This is a genomic window from bacterium (assembly GCA_016786595.1).
Classification (GTDB): domain Bacteria; phylum Bdellovibrionota_C; class UBA2361; order SZUA-149; family JAEUWB01; genus JAEUWB01.
Map to the genome: position 1 here is coordinate 1 of JAEUWB010000028.1, position 19,392 is coordinate 19,392.

Consider the following 19,392-nt stretch of genomic DNA (forward strand, 5'->3'; position numbering starts at 1 on the left):
ACTCAACCGCATTCATAACTTAAGCCCCAGGTCCAAATACACGGGCCAGGTTTTTAAGCGAACGTGAGATCTATAACAGAAAGCCGTGCGGGTAAAAATGATAAAAGTTTAATTTTAGTTGAATAAATTATCGAATCACACATGGACTTAATAGGAATATCGTGAACTAACTGTTGCTATTCGGCTGATTCAATTTATATTTTGCAGTATACAATAGTATTCAAATAGTAAATTATAAATATTAAATTATATGACAGATTTTATATTCAAAACTGACGATCAAACCCTCAAAGACCTATCTTCAAGCGTGCAGAGATTCTCAGAAAGCACAATCAAAGGTGGTCAGTTTAAGCGAGAAGAATTTCAAGCGATGGCCAGCCTCGGACTTACTGGGGCAAGTATTACTGAAAATCATGATGGTTCCGATCTATCAGCTTTAGCAATCGCAACTATCATCCAAGAGTTGGCACGCGTAGACTTAGGCCCTGCAATTTATTTGTCAGTGCATCTGATGGTTGCAAAATTAATCGAACGCGGAGATGTCCACGGAAAACATGCACAGACAATTTCTGCAATGGCACGTGGTGAGTTACTTGGTACCTTTTGCTTAACTGAGGCTCAAGCTGGATCAGATGCGCGTGCGCTCCAAACCCAAGCAAGCAAAAGCGGGAATGACTGGGTTTTACGTGGAGAGAAGATTTATATCACCAGCGCTGGATTTGCCGATATTTACCTTGTCTTTGCAAAAACAGCCGGCGGGATTTCCGCTTTCGTCGTCGAGAAAAACTCTCCAGGAATATCATTCGGACCACCCGAGAAAAAGATGGGTTGCGAGGGGTCACCAATTGCGGTTGTGACATTCGAAGAATGTCGCATTCCAGATTCAGCGCTCCTCGGAGAATTAGATCAAGGCTTTAAGCTAGCAATGACTGGATTAAATGGTGGGCGTATTAATATTGCAGCTGCAGCTTGTGGGGTTGCAGCAAGTGCAATTGAAATCGCTCGCAAGCACCTACTCGAACGTAAGCAATTTGGTAAAGCATTAGCCGAGTTTCAGGGATTGCAATTTATGCTCGCTGAAATGCTAACTAAGCAACGCGCTGCAGTCCTACTAACTCGCGATGCCGCGCAAGCACTCGATCGCAATGAACGCGCTAACACTCCTGCGGGGATGGCTAAATATTTCGCTTCAGATGCGGCGATGTCGATTACAACTGATGCCGTGCAATTACTTGGTGGCGCTGGATATCTAGCAGATTACAAAGTTGAAAAACTAATGCGCGATGCCAAAATGCTACAAATCGTAGAAGGTACAAATCAAGTACAACGGATGCTAATCGCGCGCGAAGCCTTAGATTTTTAAGTCAAAAAGGGAGGCAAGTTTCCCTGCCTCCGGCACTCAGTCTAATTGTGATTGAATTCAATCAATTCGGTACCCACGCCCGCTTTGTTAATTTCCAGTATTTTGCCGACACCGGGAGCGTAATATTTTGTCTCAACACTCTCGGGATCAAGTGGCGTAAAATCCTTTGTAACCAAGCATGTTCCCTGACAGGTCGCGCCTGGAGTAATCTCACTGCCAGTAATACTTAAAACTTTAGCTACATCTTCTGCGTCAGTATATTTGATTTCTTGACGATAGGTTTGACCAACCACGGGACTGCGGTACATCAATATACCGGGCAATGCTCTGTAAGCTCTGACCACGATCCGCTGTATTCAGCTTCAAGCAGCAACGCGAGTTCTAGTCCAGGGGAAAGTTCGTGAGCTCGCTCCGGTCCACGGCGTTTTTCTTCAGGCGTTCGATAGCCGCGCACTATGTTCGATTGCTCAACCTGCTCTTCTGCAAAGGCTCCTAGTGGGAAAAAACATGAAAAGAAAAAGTATCCAAGTAAAATTTGGAATCTACAATTCACTGCACGTTTACTTATGAACTAAGCGTTCACGCCAGTTGAGGTAGCCCTGAGGATTTGTCCACTGCGAACGTCCCCAATTCGTATCGAGGCAATAACTGAAAATCCTTTCACCGTAATTTGAAAATTGCGGCGAAAGATTTCCAAGCGCTACCTGAGTTCCATCAACTGCAAAACGAGGATTGCTCGTCATGTAAGGGACCATACAGCGCAATCTACGGATAAGTTGAAAGTCTCCCCGCACGAACTTACCGATATTTTTCTTGGTTTCTTCAAAAGCCATTGAGGCTAAATCCATAATTTGCGGCACATCCAGTGGAACAAAGGGCGGAATCACGACACTGCCTGCCCCATGTTTACGGTAATTCTGTAGCGCTTGCACCGCAAGATTTAGGATTTCTTTCGGTGTGGTTTCTCGTCCAACCCCAGAGCAAAGATGAAAAAATTCTTCGGGGTTACCGTCCCTGGCACTCAGCTTGGTGATACCATCTGCAACATAATCAACTGGAACAACGTCAAAGGGCGTATGCGGGATACCCGGGACCACGTTCAGCAAACCTTGAACGAGCAACCGCGCAGGAATATAGATCACATTAAATGCCGAAGTCTCACCAGTAACACTGTCTCCGACAATCATGCTCGGGCGATAAATTTTTAATTTCAAATACTCCCGCGCTGCAAGTACGTGCTCTTCCGCACGGGCTTTGGATTCTTCGTAGCCATTACGAAAAAGCCCTTTCAAGTAGAGATAGGAAGGTTGCACAGTATCTTTAGTATCCCCTGCAACATAAGCTGTGGAAATATGATGAAAAGCAATGCGCGAACCTTGAAGCTCTGCAGCATTTTTTGCCAAGTCAATGACGTGGTCTGTGCCAGCAACGTTTGTTTTCCATGCTGCATGGAGCGTTTGCGCAAGCGAAGTTGAAGCCGCGCAGTGAAAAATCTCCCTCGTTTCTCGAGCTAAATCTGCAAATTGCGACTCTGACAAACCAAAGCGGTTACGCGATAAATCGCCTTCAATAATCCGAATGCGCCCTTTCCATTGTCGGGTGTCGGCTGACCGCATCGCCGATTGCAATATTGTCTCGACTCGCTTTACAGCGGGTTCACGCTTTGAAGACCGCACCAGCAATGCAAATTCTTGGTCCGGGCGTGAGACAAGTAGCCTACCGATGAGCTCTCGCCCTAAAAATCCAGTTGAACCAGTAAAAAAAATCATAATGCGATATCTACTTAGGAGTTGGCCCTTGATATGGCTCACTTGGTTCTTCGCCGAGATAGCGCTCGTTCCAGGGTTTGGTTTCTTGTTGTCCGAGAATTGATTCTTCTGTTTGCTTTCGTCGAAGCTCATCAATCTCGATCTGCTCCGCTGTTGGGCCTTGTGGGCTTCTCACGACAATCACGCGGGGCTTAGGACTCGAACAAGCTAAACAAAAAAAGACTAGGATTAGGGGAAAAATAATTTTATGCATTTGGCCTCTATGAACAAACTATGCATTAAGTTAGTGTGCAAATCAATATACTAAATGAATCGAGCATGATGATGAAATTTCTTAAAACATTTTGGCTCTTGTTCCTGATTTTAACTGCATTTTCCTGTCATAGACAGTATCAACTTCCCCCGGAGGAAAGCATTCTAATTGACCACAATTTTCAACCGATGCAAAGCAATCGAGACGAATCTGAGTTTAAATTTATGTATGCCGGCAAAGTATATGGAGTAAAGCCGCAGGCGCATTACGAACTTCGCGGGTTGATCGTCACTACAAATAACATTTATGCCTTTGATGACATATATCATGACGAAACTTCAGTTGACCTCAAAGATATCTGTGTCGTGTGGGGAACAAATCTACGTGAAAAATTATATAAGGGAATAGAATTTTGGAGTGAACCCTGGACTTGTAATTGGAAAACGAAGGACGACGATTTATACGCTGAATTTCGCGGAGATATGATTTCTAATAATCACCTGCTTGCAAGCGACCCTGCAGTTCAAGAAAAAATTCGCTCACTAGGTTTCGGCGATCAAGTTAAAGTAACTGGGAAACTTGTTGACTATTATCCTGCCGGACAACCTGACAGAGCTAGAAAGTCGAGCTTAATTCGCACCGATGAGGGTAACGGCGCATGTGAGGTATTTTTTGTAGAAAATATTGAAATTTTAAAAGCCCCAAATGAGATCTGGAGAAAACTTTTTAAACTCGGTCAGTGGGGATCAATCGCCACACTACTTGCAATTGTCGCACTATTTATAAAAAATCCAGGATAGCTTACTGCCAAATCCGCTGGTAAACGCTCCACTTGCCCTCAGAAAATAATGGCAAGAGGCGCTCTGTATATTTACGGTCTTTAGTATCGAGCATAGCTTTTAATTTCTGCCGATCTCTTTGTTTTACGAGTACATACTCTGGGTGTGAAGCAACAGTTTCAGAAATAATTTCGTCAAAAGAAGATTCCAAGACATAGCTATTTTGCAAGTGCACCGAGGCGGGCGATCCGAAAGGGAAATTGAGCTCTATGCGCCCACCAGGTGAGTTTTTCGCTGCATATTCATGGATACGAAGCATCGCTGTTTCTAGCGATGCAGCAGAATTCAGATGGGGTAGAGCTAAAAGCGAGAAAATCAATAAGGCGCTAACGCTTGAAGATGCAAAATAAAAAAATTGCCGTCGGCTTAAGTGTTCTAAGCTCAGCGCCAAAAGGACAGCTAACGCTGGTATTCCGGGCAATACGTAGGCAATTAAAATATTTCGCGAAAACGTAAAAAAACATAGCGGCACAATTGCGCAAATAACACAAAAAGTGATGAAGGGGGGCTGCGCCCTTAACTGTTGCAATAATTGTAGAGATAAAACACTGCCCCACTTCGGCATGCTTTGTATTAATTTAATTCCCGCAATCAATCCCCAGGGAAGTGAAGCAATTAAAGCATAAAGCCAAATTGTGCCATACCAATGCGGATGTCCCGTGCCATAGCGGTCACCATATTGGGAGTTTAAAAAACGCCCTAAGTTCTCTTGTAAGATAAAATATTTCACGGCCCCATGAAATCGCAGTTCTAAGAGAGTAAACCAGGGAATAATAATTAGTCCGGCAGTTAGACTTAGAAGTGGCCAGTGTATTCGTCTGAGAACCGAGTAATCAGACCGTATAAAAAACCAAAGCCCCAAGATCATCATTAGTAGTGCGGCAATCAAAGGTCCCTTAGTTAAAAAACCCAAGCCCGTAAATAATCCGAGCAAGGCACTAAGAGTTTTTTCAAGATGACTTGGAGTTTTAATTTGTAGCAAAGTAAAGAGGATCAAACTCGCGCTAAAATAAAAGAATGTTAGCAACATATCAATTTGGCAAGCGCGGCTAAATCCATAGAATAATCCCATTGAAGATAAGATTATCACGCTACGCATTGCAGTTTGCCGATCGCAATAAGACTTAACAGTCACAAAGGTAACCAATAGCGTAAGCGCTGTAACTAAAATACTTGGTAGGCGGCTTGTAAAATTCGAGAATCCAAAGGCTTCATAGTAGAATGAGTTCAGCCAGAAAAAAAGCGGTGGCTTTGCTAAAAAAGGCTCAACTTTGCCGTGTGGTGAAATGATCTGCGGAAGCACATAGTCATTACTCTCAGACATCAATTTTGAAACGAGCGCATAGCGACTTTCACTCGGGTCGAGCAAGGGCCAAAGTGCAGCGATAATTAGATGGCTAATAAAAATAGCAACTAATAATAGTGCAAGATTATAATTACGAAAAAATTTAATGGGCCCTAGTAACAAAAGTTCACCGGAGTTGATTCAAGCATAAAGTTATTGATTGATAGCTCTACGATAACTGTTCATCAGACGCCACTCAGGAGATTTGTATTCAAAGTAGCTGTAGCGATGAAAAATATCAGACTTCAATCTGTAGTTTTGCACTTAAGTTGCAATTAAACGTGAGAGATAACGCGCGATTACATCGATCTCGATATTTACAAAGTCACCAAGCCGTAGCTCAGACAATGTTGTTTCTCGGAAAGTATGTGGAATAATATAAACGGAAAAACGATCTGTGCCGACATTTCCAATCGTCAAACTAATCCCATCGATTGCAATTGATCCTTTAGTGGCGACATACTTTGCGTGGCTATGAGGAAGGCTAAAGACCAACTCCGTGGTGTGATTCGCTAAATCTTTGCGTTCAAGCAATTGCGATAATAGATCGACATGCCCAAGCACAAAGTGGCCATGTAAACCATCGCCTAGCTTCAATGCCAATTCAAGATTTACTCGATCTCCCGCTTTGAGCCTGGCCAGTGTGGTGAGACGTAAAGTTTCCTCTCCAAGATCAAAGGACACATAGCAATCGCTGACTTCAATTACAGTCAGACAAACACCGGAAATTGCAATTGAGTCGCCAAGCTTACAATTTCCGACAAATAAATCAGCACGAACCTCCAACCTACCCTGTCGCTGAGTAACTACTTCGCCAACACCTTGAATAATTCCTGAAAACATTAGTCCTGAACCCATCCCTGCTCTACAGTTTTTTGCAGACAAATAAAAGCGATCTGACAAAAAATGCACACAAATTTTGGATAATTTCGCTTAAAGCAGTCCAGATCAGACAAATCATGACGTTCGATTGTTGGCACGGAGATTGCTTAGTCATAGTTGTTCCTAGGCAAAAATAAGAGAATCTATTAAGAGAAAAAGAATGCAAGCAATCCTCAGTCAGCTCTACTCAAAATTTGGAATACTGCTCCTGACTCTCCTGCTAAGTTCGAACTTAGCCTCTGCAACCCCTTCACCAATAGCGATCACCGAGCAAAACCTTACACAATTTCGACTGATTCGGGACCTTGCTCCATTTTACACTTGCTTTGATGAATCCCTATCACTGTCAACACTAGGATCAATTAATAGTCTACCACTTAGCGCTGGCAAAGTCTGGAAAATAGTATCGATCTCAAGCCTAGAGAAGAAAAAACGTGAGCTTGAAAAGAAACTCAAAAAATATAACAAAAACAAGCGCCGCAATAAAAAGAAAATAAAATCTACCAAGAAAGATATTGCAAACATCAAAACTCAGCTTGCCAGCGCCAAACTTTACATTAATCAATGCACACGAAGCTCTGGACCAGAATTTTCTGGAGACCCGAACAACATTGCCCCGTATCACGAAATTCTTACAGCCAATGAAGTCGATCACCTCTTAAGAAAGGCAGCCTTCGGTGGCACAGCAGAGTTAAGGCAAATAGGTCTCAATCAGGGCTTAACTCCATTGGTCAATGCTTTAGTTGATGGCGTAATGAGCACTGCAGAGCGCGAAGCCTTGCAAAATCAACTGGCGTTTTGGGTTGCCCAAGGTTGGTATTACGACGAAGGCGACCCTGAATATGCCAATATTCGCATTTGGACAACTCACGCAGCTCAGTGGGGACAAATCTATGCGGCCGTTTATTCTCGTGAGCCCTTGCGCGAACTCATGACACTAATACTTAGTGCGCATTTTGCAGTGAATCTTGATCGCGTTGATTTCTCATATAGTCGCTACGGACATCTTGGCATTGAAAAATATTGGTCTGTGATTCGCAATCAGTCATTGGGTAATTTTCGCGAACTTGCTTGGGCCATGTTTTACGACCCAGCCATGAACGTTTGGCTTGATAACAAAGATAACCACGCCGGAAATCCAAATCAGAACTTTGCACGTGAGCTACTTGAATTATTTATTCTCGGCGCAATCGACCCAGTTTCAAAGTTACCCAACTACGACGAGCGCAGCATTGTCCCAGCGACAGCATTTGTGAGCGGATTTTACGAAGATATAGCTTTCGACCCACTCTATGGAAAAATGGTGATGGGCATTAACTATGAAAATTTAATCCACGACCAGAGTATTTACGAAATATTCCCCGGGGTGGCTGGCGCCTGGGCGAATCAGAGTTTCACCCCACGGGGTTTTCTGGATCACGTCCTCTTCAACCATCCAGGCTCGAAGCGCTACATCGCGGAACGCATCGCTGGTCAATTACTCTACCCAGGCTTACCAGAAACTGTCGTGGGACCACTCAGTGAAACATTAAAAAACTCAAACTACGATCTCAAGGCCCTACTTAAACAAACGCTCAAATCAAGCGCAATGTTTTCCACCGCGGCAAAAGATCCCTGCATCACTTCGCCACTAATTCAGTTTATTAGCTTAGCTCGCAGACTCTACCCGCAACAGTTGGCACAAACCGGGGAGAACTTAGATAAATCTCGTTGGCTCTTACAAGGTTTAGTCGAAATGGCTGGCCAGGCTGGACAATACCTTTTCGAGCCACCTTCGGTTTTTGCCTGGAAAGGTAGTTGTAATATCAATCGCGCTGGATCGATCTCACGCGGAGAAGGTTGGATTAGTTCACAAAAAGTTCTCAACCGCTCACGCGCCTGCGGCGAGATGATCGATTCCCTCAACTGGTATGATGCAGACCTCAGACAAACCCTCGGCCTGACGCTAAATATGTCCCCACTAGAAGTAGTCAGGAAAGTTGCCACTACGGTTTATGGCATTAGCTTATTACCCCAAGAAGAGGCGCAGTTAACGCGCTATTTAACAATCTGGGTTAACGATCAAGGACAAGAAGAGCCGCTCGATTTAATGCTCGATGAGGAATGGTACATCAGGAGCAAGATCGCTCGATTGGTTTGTCTACTTGGAGAATTGAAGGAGAGTAATTTAAGATAATGGCAGCATATAAGACTTTGCAAAAAAATCTCCCGATGCTTTCTCGGAGAAGCTTCCTCCAAGCTTCAAGTGCTCTTACGCTCGGAGCAGCACTTTGCCCACGCTTACTCCTGGCACAAAGTAACGGTGGGGGCACTGGCAAGAATGTCATTGTGATCAACCTCTATGGTGGGATCGATGGTGTTGGAGCATTCCCCTTCTATGAAGGGCAGAATGCAAATTTACTGCGTGATGTCCTACGACCGACCTTGCATACCCCACTCGATCAGATTATCCCCCACGTTGGACAAAATGGGCTGGCAAATAAAATCGGCTTTCACCCGGCTTGGCAAGAGTTGACTAATGTTGCCTCAACACGATCCGCAATTATTCAAGCATACGGGATACCGGGCGACCCAGGTCGCAGTCATGATACTTGTCAGGTACTAATGAGTTTAGGCGCCACTCAAATTCAAGGTGCCGAAATGGTGGGCTTCTTGGCCCGCTTAATGGACTCACAAGATTGGGAATCACTACAATACTGGGCGCTGATGACTGAAAACCCATCTGATACGAATACCCAGAAAAAACCACCACTGATAGTCAGCGATATGGCAAATTTTTCGTTACCACGCGTTGGTTGGGAAAGCGAACAAGAAACCTTACATGCATTAAGAGTGGCACGTGCCCTTGTTGAAGTACGGACACCGCAGAATTCAGTTCAAACAAACTATCGTGATGGCTTGCGTTTAATGCATGATACAGTTGCAGTCGTGCGTGATGAAATCTACTCACAACTTGTCGGCAACAATAGCGCAGGTGACTACCTGGGTAACTGGGGAGTTGGCGCCAGTTTAAGGGATGCTGCAAAAATTATTAAATCTAAAGCTGGGTCACCGCGTGCTAATCAAGACACACTCATTCTACTTGGACAAGGCGGCCATGATACGCATAGTGATCAAATTCAATCCCTACCTGATAATATTGGCTTCCTGGCGCACAATCTTGCGGTTTTCTATCGCGATCTAGAACTGATCGGGGCACTGAATGATACAGTAATCGTTCTCTATTCAGAGTTTGGACGCACTTGCTACGAGAATGGCACTCCAAACACACAAACTGTGGGGACCGACCATGGACACGGTAGCAACACGATTGTGCTGGGTGGACCAGTGCGATCAGGAGTTTACGGCGATGCCCCCAGTAGTCAGGAACTGACAGATTCGAACTATAACGCACTTCGCCCGAAAATAGATTTTCGTGATGTCTTTTCTGAAATCTTTGCCTGGATGGGTATCGATGCTAGACGGGTCTTCGACGACCCGAATTTTAATCCCTCGAGAATTGGTTTTTTAGTCTGATCTGATGTGTCTAGATCTGTTGGAATCCTAGAAAAACTGCTTGAATTTATTCGATAATAGTCCGAGAATCTATTAAGGATTTTTCGCAACGCGATTCGTCGCAAGGCATCTACTCTCTATAATATATGAAGCAGAGATAGCTGTTCTTCGGATAAGACAATATAGGTTTTATAAAGGTTGTTATGCAAAAAGTAGTTCAAAGTGTAGCACTAAGCTTCATAATTTTTTTACATTTTTTTATTCTCACTTCCTCAGCAACTGCTGCAAGCTACGATAAAGGCATTGTTTTTTCGAGCGGGAAAACTAGCTGTGCCAATTCAAGCTCTGGTACTGCAGTACGTGTTTGGCTACTAAAAAAAGTTAGTAGCTCAAAATACTACGACAAAGATTCTGCTCTTAAAGCACTCAAGAAAAGCAAGAAATATAAAAGCAAAGAGAAAACAAAACTTACAAAAGATATTAAAAAAGCCAACAAGCTTTGCAAGCTACCACCAATTATAAATCTAACGACTGTCAGCGCTCCAGAAGGGGCTGTACGTAATTTAAGCGCAGCTGAACTTGTAAAAAATCCCGCTGGCGTAGCGTTTTCGGTTATTCAACATCCTGCCAATGGAGAACTGAACCCTGCAGGAAATCTCGTAGTCTGGAACGCAAATCATAGCATCGGATCTGCTCAGGGAATTATTGCTGCCAGTAATCAATATGGAACTTCGCACTTAGCAATTCTCTTTAGCACTGGCTATCAGGAGAATTCTGCTGGACGCACTTTACGCCCTTATCATGATCAACTAACACCTAGCGAGGCTGCTCATCTTTCACGCGCACTTTTTAATGATCCTGGAGTTGACACGGCGCTCATCACTCAAGGTTTAAATACGACAATTGAAGCTGGTACAAATCAAAGCCATGGGGGAACTGCGATATCAAATCCAACATGCGATCCCACCCAAATTGAAAATGCTGCCCTTACAAGTGCCGCACGTTATTTTGGCTCGTACTGCGATGGCAACCATCGCTGTTTCAGAGACTTCTGGGATACTCGTATCAATCGCTCACTATGGACTCAAGAAGCGGTGCGTGCTTATTTTCTTTATAAATTTCGTTACGGCTGCAATCCACTTAAAGAAACAATGGCCTTATTCTGGCATGAGCATTTTTCAACTAGCGTTTTAGAGGCAAATTCGGATCGTCATCGACATCAATGGATTAAAAGCCACATTGATAAGTTCTACCAGTACTCTTTCGATTTCAGAACGTTATTAAGTTCAATGCATGGAGATGGCTTAATGCTCAAGTGGCTTGATAATGAAAACAATTACATGCAATTTACAAGCAACAAACGTGTACATAAAGCGAATGAAAATTATGCCCGTGAAGTAATGGAGCTATTTACAATGGGCACGACCGACGTTGTAACCAACCAAGCGAACTATAATGATTTACATATCAAGAAACTTGCTGAAGCTTTGACCGGATGGCAAACAAAAGTAGCTCGGCAAACATCAAAAGAATCCTGTGAGTGCCCATGCCCCGGTGGAGATATTAATGCTTGCGATACGGCCTGTCGCGCAAATCCTGGACTATTAACAAATTGCGCAGTTGACGTCTATGATGTTCATGAGCCGTTTTTTGAAGATAAGCGTTGGATGCCAGGGCCGAGCAATGGAATCTTAATGACAAACATCACGTTATTCGAAGGCCTGTTGTCGCTAAATCCAATCCCCTATGGATCATCAAATACTCACAACATGACAATTCCTCCAGAATACGCCAAAGATACTGTTACAAACGCGCTCCTTGCACATCCAGCAACCGCCAGATACTTAGCGCAAAAACTATATGCGCGCTTTATCAATGCTAAGATTACAGCAGAGGATCTCGGCAATATCGAAGAACTTGCGCAGATGATTCGCGAAGACAACTATGATATTACTCGTGCTGTCCAAACAATCTTTAAATCTGAAGCTTTCTTCCATTTTAAATCAACTGGCGCTAAATCTCCCCTAGAATCTTTTATTGGAACCTTACGACGCTTTAATTTACCGCTCGATATCTCTAATGCTGTCTGGGATCCAAACAATCCAAATAGCACAAAAATCGATCTAGTGGGTTCTATCGGATGGTGGATGAACCAAATTGGTCATCAACCTGGCACGCCTCCTTCAGTATTTGGCTTCAACGAACGAGGAGCGATTCATGGCAATAAGGTTCTAGATGGAACTAAGTTTATCAACATGGGCACAATGCTGAACCAGCGCAATGCCTTAGTAGAATACTTGACCTATATCACAGAAAAACCTCAATTATGGAATTTTGATTGGAACGATTTCTTACCTGAAGATACTTTACAACGTAATGACCCAGAGATCGTCGTTGATCGAATGGTTAATCTATCTGGGCTAACGTTAAACACGGCGCAAAAGCAAGAGCTTGTCAAATATCTTACAAGCATAAAAGTCGCTCCACAGGACCCAGCTCAAGCATACCCCTGGAATCCTTATGACCCAGTTTATGTTAAGACCAAGTTATCAGGATTAATTTCTATACTAGCTGAGCTTGACGCCTCTCGGGTATACTAAAGTAAAAAGACTGGAGAAAACCATGGCAAACAATATAACTCGCCGCTCATTTCTAAAAACTTCTAGTCTTGGGGCGGCAGGGCTGGCACTCAGCCCCTTTCTTCGACCCTTAGTTAGCGTTGCTGCTGGGTCTTGCCAAACTGCAGGCAATGGCAAAATTGCGTTAATGATCAACTGCCTAGGTGGCTATGATGGCTACTTTAAGCATGGCGTGGTCTCAGGCCCCGCTCAGCCAATCTTTCAATCACGACGGCCCACACTTTACAACACTGCCGATTTGAGAGTTCACCATGGAGGACAATCAGGTAATATTATCGGCGTGCACAAACACTATGACCGGCTGTTAGCTCAAGTGCCTGCAAATCAAATGCGCATCTTATTAAATTGCGGAATCACTCAAAACTATAGTCGTTCGCACGACGAAGCTCAGACGATGTGGAGTCTAGCATCAACAAACACTACTCAGTATGATTCCGGTTGGCAGGGACGCTTGATCGATCTATGCGGCCAAGACTCATTCCAGCTTTTTGGTTTATTCGGATCTGCGGGAAGAATTGACTTTAACACAACAGACATTAGTCCAATCGTTGGATATAACCCAAACAGCTTGGTAACCAAAGATCGCTGGGGAACGGGCTTTCATTGTCACTTCTGCGCCCCAAACTCCTTAGATCCTAACGATCGTTGGTTTGGCCCATTTGAGGATGAATATCACGCCCGAGAAGTTTTAAAGAAAGTAAATCAGTTATCAAACGATACCAGTCAAACTGCAAATGCATATGTACGTACTAAAGATGCTGTGGAATCAACAGTAAATACGATTAAAAACGAGGTAAATATTATTAACCTCGCAGGTGAGTATCGCACACAATCTCAGATTGATACTAACTACAATGGTGGACTCGATCCCTTTCAACTCTCTTGTCAATTTGCCGCTAAGATCGCCAAATGGATTGCCAGCAAGCCTGACAGGAATAGTAAATCGCATATTTTGCAAATCGGCCAAGGTGGCTATGACACGCACTCATATCAGCCAGGAACTTTACAAAACCTACTCACAATTCAGGCCGCTGGCCTAGCTGGATTTTGGGCTGATATTAAAGCAGCGGGACTACAGAATCGTGTTGTTGTTTTTATTTATTCAGAGTTTGGCCGTTCTGTTAACCAAAATGGAACTCCCGACGGATCGGTTGGCTCAGAACACGGCATTACCAATCATTTAATGGCCTTTGGTGGCAACGTTGCAGGTGGTGTAACTGGAATTCATTCTTCAACCAACGATTTACAGAATCTAGAATATATTCCTCCCGTAACTAGTCTTTACGATCCACTTGGCGACATTGTCTCCTGGCTTGGTTTCGACAAGACGCTAGTCTTCAATGAAAATCTACCAAGTAATGGCTATGTGAGGTTGTTTACTTAAGTGTCTGCAATAGCTCTAGCGCATTCGCTTAGGCTTGAACTTATACTTAATCTTATCCTTCCCCTTTTCCTTTCCCTTTTCCAATTAGGTGTGGACTCTATTCAGGACGGGACACAGGAGAGGACAAAAAGAGGAAGGTTAAGGAGAAGAATTAAGGTTAAGGAGAAGTATAAGTTCAAGCCTAAGACGAATCGGTTATAGATCAAAGCAAATTCCCCTAGTCACACACTAATCCAGTTGACAAAGCAATTAATAATCCGCAAGACTTTGCGAAAAGTAATTCGCTTGAAAAAAATTATTCACTTCACATTAATTCTAAGTCTTGCCAGTGCCCTTCTCTTCTGGCGCCTTGATGCTACGCCATTTCGTGTCAGCGACGAGAGCTTACATGTTAAAGCTGCGCAGAGTATTTTCCAGGGAGGTTCTTGGTTAATTCCAACCGTTGACGGCAAGCCGTATTTAAATAAGCCACCTTTAAAAATGTGGATCACGCAAATTCCGCTTAACATTTTAGGTGAATCGACCTTTAGTTACCGAGTAGTTGATGCCGTTTTTGGAATTGGGACGATTTTACTAACTTGGTATGCCGGAATATTAATTTTCAACTCAAGTCTAGTTGGCCTGATTGCTGGGTGCGCGTTACTAGGCTGTCGCTATTTTTTACTATATCACTGCGCAAGGAACGCAGTGCAGGATAGCGCCCTAACTTTTTTCATCACAGCTGCGATGCTAGCAGGGTATCAAGCAATTGTTTTACGCGAGAAAAAGATCGCTCTACTTTTCTGGATCTTCCATGGAGTCTTTCTCGCAGCAGGTGTCTTGACCAAGAGTGTTGCAGGTTTTTTGCCATTTTTTCTCGTTGTTGGCTTTACTCTCTGTTACCGCACACTTTGGCATAAGTGGGAGAGAAAAACTCTGCGGCGCATGTTCGAGCATTTAGCCTTAAGTTATTTTCTCGTTGGCATAGTTCTCGGCACTTACCTACTAGCTCTCGTTAATGCCCTGCCAAATGCACTAGATCAGATGTTGAGTAATGAGGTCGTCAAACGGTTTGAACAAGGACTGCATAACTCAGGGGATTTCTTCTTTTACTTGAAAGGGCTTTTTTACTATAGCGCGGGACCGCAGCCGGTTTTACTGGCACTGGCACTGCTAACTGGGGGATATTTATTTTTAAAAACAAGAAGTAAACAGCTTGGCTTTACATTATTTTGGGGCATCGCTCCGCTTGTGATTTATAGCCTGATGGATTCACGCATGCCCTGGTATATTGTTCCAACTTTTCCAGCACTAGCTTTACTGATTGGCTACACGGTAAAGCATCTTTTAGCTTTAATTTCGGCCTCAAATTCTTCGATTGAAGCTAAGTTTTCAGCCCACGCACTAGTTAGTGTCCTGGTCGCAATGCTAGTAGTGCATCAATATGCACAGATCATCACTGAAATCGGGCTTCCGCCTCGTCCGCATTTGCCCAACTATCAATTGAATAAATTCGTGCAGCCAAAAGAGCTCTATAAAATCCTCCCCTATCTCGGCACGGGTAATTTTGTTTCTCACGCAATTCCAATGCAAAGTGTTGCTACTGAATTAGCAAAGATAAATACGGCAAGCGCGCAGAGTCCCGCTCCGATCTTGACTTACTTACCTGAGAAGCTCGCGCAGCATGAAAGTATTTACTTTGAGATGTTAAAGCCAAGACCAAGGGAGCTTACTCAAATAAAAGACCTAAACAATCAGCGTTATTCTGCCCTAGTTGTCCCAAGTAAAAATTTAAATGAAGTGCTTGAGTTAACGCCAACCAAGCCTCTGGGCTATTTACCACTACCCCCCGAGAATCGTTTCTCTCAGTTTGATTGGCACCGACGCCTAACTCCACTAGTAGTGCTCTTCTGGGCGCCGGGAGGCAAACAACAATCTGTCTTCGATTTTACCGAGCTTGAGCTAAAATCTCTTTACGGACTTCACCCACCGGAGAAAACAAAGCAGGGGTTTAGCTTTCAGCGCTCAAAGGGGGCGCGTAGCGCATTCACTGTAACGCTAGATTACGTCTTTTCCCAACATGGTGGCGAGCTAGAGCTTAGTCTTGGATTAATTTCAGCTTTAAAAACCGGTCAGGTATTAGAACTTAGCTTGCGGTTAAATGACCAAGATTTGGGTAAAGTTGCTCCGACATCCAAGCAAGTTTCTGCTTTTAAATTCCTGGCTCCAGCTCCGATGTTTAACTCGGGAGTAAATCTCTTAACCGTAGAATACTCGTTCTGGGATGGAGCTGAGATCAGCCCTAGTCAAAATTTAATAATTTGGGATTCGGTTACATTCAAGCCCTCCTTCCTCAAATAGCTAGGAGTATTTGTTATTTAGACGCCACGTCGCCGCTAAATAACTCGTCACCTACTCGAGATGACAAAGCCGTCAATCTGATTAAGAGCACATCTTCTCCCCCTAAGCCCATAACATCAGTAGGGGTTTAAGGTTTTTATGAAGCAATTTTTAATTCTATTTCTTGTCTTAGTTTTTTCGACAAACATTTCTTTGGCTGCTACCAATGCCTGCGGCGTAAAGCCGATTAAAGATGAAACCGGACGAATTGCTGCACCCGGCCAACACAAAAAAGATTCCTGTTACGACCTACTTCAAGGCTCAAAGGTATGGGAAAAATGCGCTGGTGCCCCTGGCGGAGATACCGCTCAGTATAACTGCTGTGTGGCAAGTTGCATAAACATTTGCGGCGAAATAACGACCGGAGACATTGTCCTTACCTGCCAAAATGCCTGCATGTGCTTTACTGACGAGGGCACAGTTGATGTAACTGCAGAAACAGGCAATTTAATCGATTTAATTGAAGAATTGGGGCTATAATTCCGCACGATTTCCGCAATAAAATAACGGTTTAGTTCAAACTAATCCCGACCGATATAGCTAACTGAGAGTAGGTTTTTAGAGGTTAGCATATGGACACGTCATTTCCGATAGAATCGATCGACGGCAAACCACTAATTCATTTAGTGGGTGACCTGGATACGAATGAATCATCACAAAAGCTCAAGGAAGTGATCGGATCAGTCGAAACTACCAATCAGACTGCTTTTTACACATTCGACCTGAGCGCAGTGGGCATCATTGATACAGGTGCAATTGGAACACTGCTTTGCTTAAGTCAAAAGTGTCGCAGCAAGGGGGGGCTGGTCTGCCTTAAAGGTGCAAACGGCTACGTAAAACAGCTACTGCAGATGCTTAAGCTCGAAACATTTTTTGCGATTGAAGAATAATTTTGAGGAATAATTTTGTGGCAATTAAATTTCGCTTAAAAGGACTGGCTGAAACCTTTATCGACACACTCAAATGCCCATGCTGTGGCTGTGTTGCCAGCGAGAATGGTGACCAGCAATTTCGCACCGATCTTAGTAAGGTGACAACGGTCGGTATCGTTGTAGTCGTGCAATGTTTAAAGTGCTCTGAGATTTTTGTTCCGGGCAATCAACGCCGGGGCATTGTTAACTCTAAGGAATTACATACTGCTGTCGAAGTCGACTGTAAACGTACTGGCGAGAAAGTAATTACCTCAGTTGATGCTGTCGTAGCAGAAGCTGAAAGGCTTAATGCCCAGCGTCACAATCAAGTCCATTAATTCTTTTATTTTCGGTTGAAGACTGCGTTAAGGAAATTTTCTCTGGGATTCCTTTCATTCAGAGTCGAAAGATGCCTGTAAGCGGAAAACAAACCAAATCGGCTGAGTCAGTCCAACAGTCTCAAACTAATAGAACTATAATTTACTACTGCAAGTCAGAGACGGTTAGACCCATGTCACGCAGCGTTGCGGAGAGGCCCTTCTTGTCGATAGTTTTAAGCACACGGGCTGAAACTTTAATCGATACCCACTTACCTGTTTCAGAATCAAATAATCTACGCGGACGTAAATTTACTTCCCAAACTTTCTTGCGCTTATTGTTAGCGTGACTAACTTTATTGCCAACTTGGCGACGCTTTGATGTGACTGAACAAATTCTGCTCATAGGAAAACTCTTTTCTATAAAATTATATCTTCATGGGTCCCAATTCAGATCATGAAATCAGGGCCAAGCTCAAATTACGAGAGGGTGCATTTAAAGACTAAACTAGGGAAAAAATCAACAATTATGAATAAATGCGCAGAAAAGCTGGCTTTTTGCCAACTTCCCTGCGCAACATATTTCTACATTATGTGTGTTTCCTCAAGCAAACTGCATGCGTAGCCAAAACACTTTTTACTCTAATCACTGACAGCAACTCTAAGTTTACTCTCAGAGCTACTTACTGGAATACCAGAACTTTCCAAGATCAATTTTCTAACCTCTGCATAAATGTCTGGATTATCTTGCAGAAACTTTTTACTGTTTTCACGACCTTGTCCGAGACGCTCATTCTTAAAAGAATACCAAGCACCGATCTTATCAATCACACCCTTCTCTGCTCCGATATCAACTAGCTCGCCAGCTTGAGAAATACCTTCATTATAAATGATATCGAATTCAACTTCTTTAAACGGTGCGGCAACCTTATTTTTCACAATCTTTACACGAGTTCTATTGCCCATGACTTCTTCCCCATCCTTCACAGCGCCGATACGACGGATATCCATGCGCACTGAAGAGTAAAATTTCAGCGCATTGCCGCCAGCAGTAGTCTCCGGCGAGCCAAACATCACCCCAATCTTCATGCGAATCTGGTTAATAAAAATAACTGTAGTATTTGTGCGTGAAACAGCTCCCGTCAGTTTGCGCAGTGCTTGACTCATCAAGCGCGCCTGTAACCCAGGCAGTTGATCGCCCATTTCGCCGTCCAATTCAGCCTGTGGAACTAACGCCGCTACAGAGTCAATCACAACGAGATCGACACTATTAGAGCGCACTAACGTTTCTGTAATATTTAGTGCCTGCTCACCTGAATCAGGTTGACTAATTAAAAGCTTGGTTGTGTCAACTCCGAGCCGCTGCGCATAATTAAGATCGAGCGCATGTTCCGCATCAACAAATACAACGGTGCCGCCACGCTTTTGCGTTTCAGCTGCGATATGTAGCGTTAAAGTTGTTTTACCCGAAGACTCTGGACCATAAATTTCGACCACGCGACCACGTGGAATGCCGCCAATTCCAAGCGCAATATCAAGTCCGATACTTCCTGTAGGAATAGCCTCAATTGGTTCATGCGTTTTTCCCTCATTCAGGCGCATAATCGCACCTTCACCATAATCTTTACGTAGCGTCGACAATGCAGCTTCTAGGGCCTTCTGTTTTTCGCTATCAACACGAGATAATTGAGCAGTTTTTTGTAGCATCGCCTTTGGGGCAACTGGCTTTTCCGTTACTACCTTTTCTGTTGCCACTCTCTCTGGCACTGCTTTGATGATCTTAGCTTTTTCAGCATTTGCTTTTTCTGTGTTTGTA

General features: G+C 43.7%; 18 protein-coding genes. 10 read left to right on the plus strand and 8 right to left on the minus strand.

The genetic code is table 11. From position 1 onward, the window contains the following. Positions 1-250: 250 nt before the first annotated feature. Positions 251-1,363, plus strand: coding sequence for an acyl-CoA dehydrogenase family protein (locus tag JNK13_04535; protein ID MBL7662003.1), 1,113 nt, complete (start codon positions 251-253; stop codon positions 1,361-1,363). A gap of 41 nt (positions 1,364-1,404) precedes the next feature. Here the strand turns inward: JNK13_04535 and JNK13_04540 are convergent, their stop codons facing one another. The 4 genes from JNK13_04540 to JNK13_04555 are packed head-to-tail and all read right to left on the minus strand — an operon-like array spanning position 1,405 to position 3,385. Then, complete coding sequence (locus tag JNK13_04540; protein ID MBL7662004.1) at positions 1,405-1,671, minus strand: hypothetical protein; 267 nt, start codon at positions 1,669-1,671, stop codon at positions 1,405-1,407. Further along, positions 1,671-1,916 (minus strand): hypothetical protein, encoded by a 246-nt coding sequence (locus JNK13_04545; protein MBL7662005.1) that lies wholly within the window; start codon positions 1,914-1,916, stop codon positions 1,671-1,673. Before JNK13_04545 ends, JNK13_04540 begins: the two co-directional genes overlap by 1 nt. 7 nt (positions 1,917-1,923) lie before the next feature. Further along, positions 1,924-3,132: an SDR family oxidoreductase gene (locus JNK13_04550; protein ID MBL7662006.1), complete on the minus strand. Its 1,209-nt coding sequence runs from the start codon at positions 3,130-3,132 to the stop codon at positions 1,924-1,926. 10 nt (positions 3,133-3,142) lie between these two features. Further along, positions 3,143-3,385: a hypothetical protein gene (locus JNK13_04555; protein ID MBL7662007.1), complete on the minus strand. Its 243-nt coding sequence runs from the start codon at positions 3,383-3,385 to the stop codon at positions 3,143-3,145. Between the two features lie 35 nt (positions 3,386-3,420). Between JNK13_04555 and JNK13_04560 the strand changes: the two genes are divergently transcribed. Then, positions 3,421-4,185, plus strand: a complete 765-nt coding sequence (locus tag JNK13_04560) for a hypothetical protein (GenBank protein ID MBL7662008.1) — start codon at positions 3,421-3,423, stop codon at positions 4,183-4,185. Between the two features lies 1 nt (position 4,186). On the opposite strand, the gene JNK13_04565 is transcribed toward JNK13_04560, so the two are convergent. Both JNK13_04565 and JNK13_04570 read right to left on the minus strand, forming a co-directional pair. Continuing rightward, positions 4,187-5,692 carry a glycosyltransferase family 39 protein gene (locus JNK13_04565; GenBank protein MBL7662009.1) on the minus strand — a complete coding sequence of 502 codons (1,506 nt, stop codon included), beginning with the start codon at positions 5,690-5,692 and terminating at the stop codon, positions 4,187-4,189. A gap of 141 nt (positions 5,693-5,833) precedes the next feature. After that, on the minus strand, positions 5,834-6,412 hold the full coding sequence (locus JNK13_04570) for a riboflavin synthase (GenBank protein ID MBL7662010.1): 579 nt from the start codon (positions 6,410-6,412) through the stop codon (positions 5,834-5,836). A 199-nt stretch (positions 6,413-6,611) separates the two neighbouring features. Between JNK13_04570 and JNK13_04575 the strand changes: the two genes are divergently transcribed. From JNK13_04575 to JNK13_04610, 8 genes are all read left to right on the plus strand, one after another. Then, entirely contained in the window at positions 6,612-8,627 is a 2,016-nt protein-coding gene (locus JNK13_04575; GenBank protein ID MBL7662011.1) for a DUF1800 family protein, read from the plus strand. Next, positions 8,627-9,967: a DUF1501 domain-containing protein gene (locus JNK13_04580; GenBank protein MBL7662012.1), complete on the plus strand. Its 1,341-nt coding sequence runs from the start codon at positions 8,627-8,629 to the stop codon at positions 9,965-9,967. Before JNK13_04575 ends, JNK13_04580 begins: the two co-directional genes overlap by 1 nt. A gap of 182 nt (positions 9,968-10,149) precedes the next feature. Next, positions 10,150-12,546, plus strand: coding sequence for a DUF1800 family protein (locus tag JNK13_04585; GenBank protein ID MBL7662013.1), 2,397 nt, complete (start codon positions 10,150-10,152; stop codon positions 12,544-12,546). A 22-nt stretch (positions 12,547-12,568) separates the two neighbouring features. Then, a complete protein-coding gene (locus JNK13_04590; GenBank protein MBL7662014.1) occupies positions 12,569-13,969 on the plus strand; it encodes a DUF1501 domain-containing protein in 1,401 nt (466 codons plus the stop codon). A 285-nt stretch (positions 13,970-14,254) separates the two neighbouring features. Then, positions 14,255-16,309: a glycosyltransferase family 39 protein gene (locus tag JNK13_04595; protein MBL7662015.1), complete on the plus strand. Its 2,055-nt coding sequence runs from the start codon at positions 14,255-14,257 to the stop codon at positions 16,307-16,309. A 138-nt stretch (positions 16,310-16,447) separates the two neighbouring features. Then, positions 16,448-16,828, plus strand: coding sequence for a hypothetical protein (locus tag JNK13_04600; protein MBL7662016.1), 381 nt, complete (start codon positions 16,448-16,450; stop codon positions 16,826-16,828). A gap of 92 nt (positions 16,829-16,920) precedes the next feature. Beyond that, the gene (locus tag JNK13_04605) at positions 16,921-17,238 is read left to right on the plus strand and encodes an STAS domain-containing protein (GenBank protein MBL7662017.1); all 318 of its coding nucleotides are present in this window, start codon (positions 16,921-16,923) and stop codon (positions 17,236-17,238) included. Positions 17,239-17,255: 17 nt separating this feature from the next. Next, complete coding sequence (locus JNK13_04610) at positions 17,256-17,597, plus strand: hypothetical protein (GenBank protein MBL7662018.1); 342 nt, start codon at positions 17,256-17,258, stop codon at positions 17,595-17,597. Positions 17,598-17,742: 145 nt separating this feature from the next. Here JNK13_04610 and rpmB read toward each other — a convergent pair whose 3' ends face one another. Beyond that, positions 17,743-17,982: a 50S ribosomal protein L28 gene (gene rpmB / locus JNK13_04615; GenBank protein ID MBL7662019.1), complete on the minus strand. Its 240-nt coding sequence runs from the start codon at positions 17,980-17,982 to the stop codon at positions 17,743-17,745. A 236-nt stretch (positions 17,983-18,218) separates the two neighbouring features. Next, complete coding sequence (recA, locus tag JNK13_04620; protein ID MBL7662020.1) at positions 18,219-19,283, minus strand: recombinase RecA; 1,065 nt, start codon at positions 19,281-19,283, stop codon at positions 18,219-18,221. Positions 19,284-19,392 lie beyond the last annotated feature (109 nt).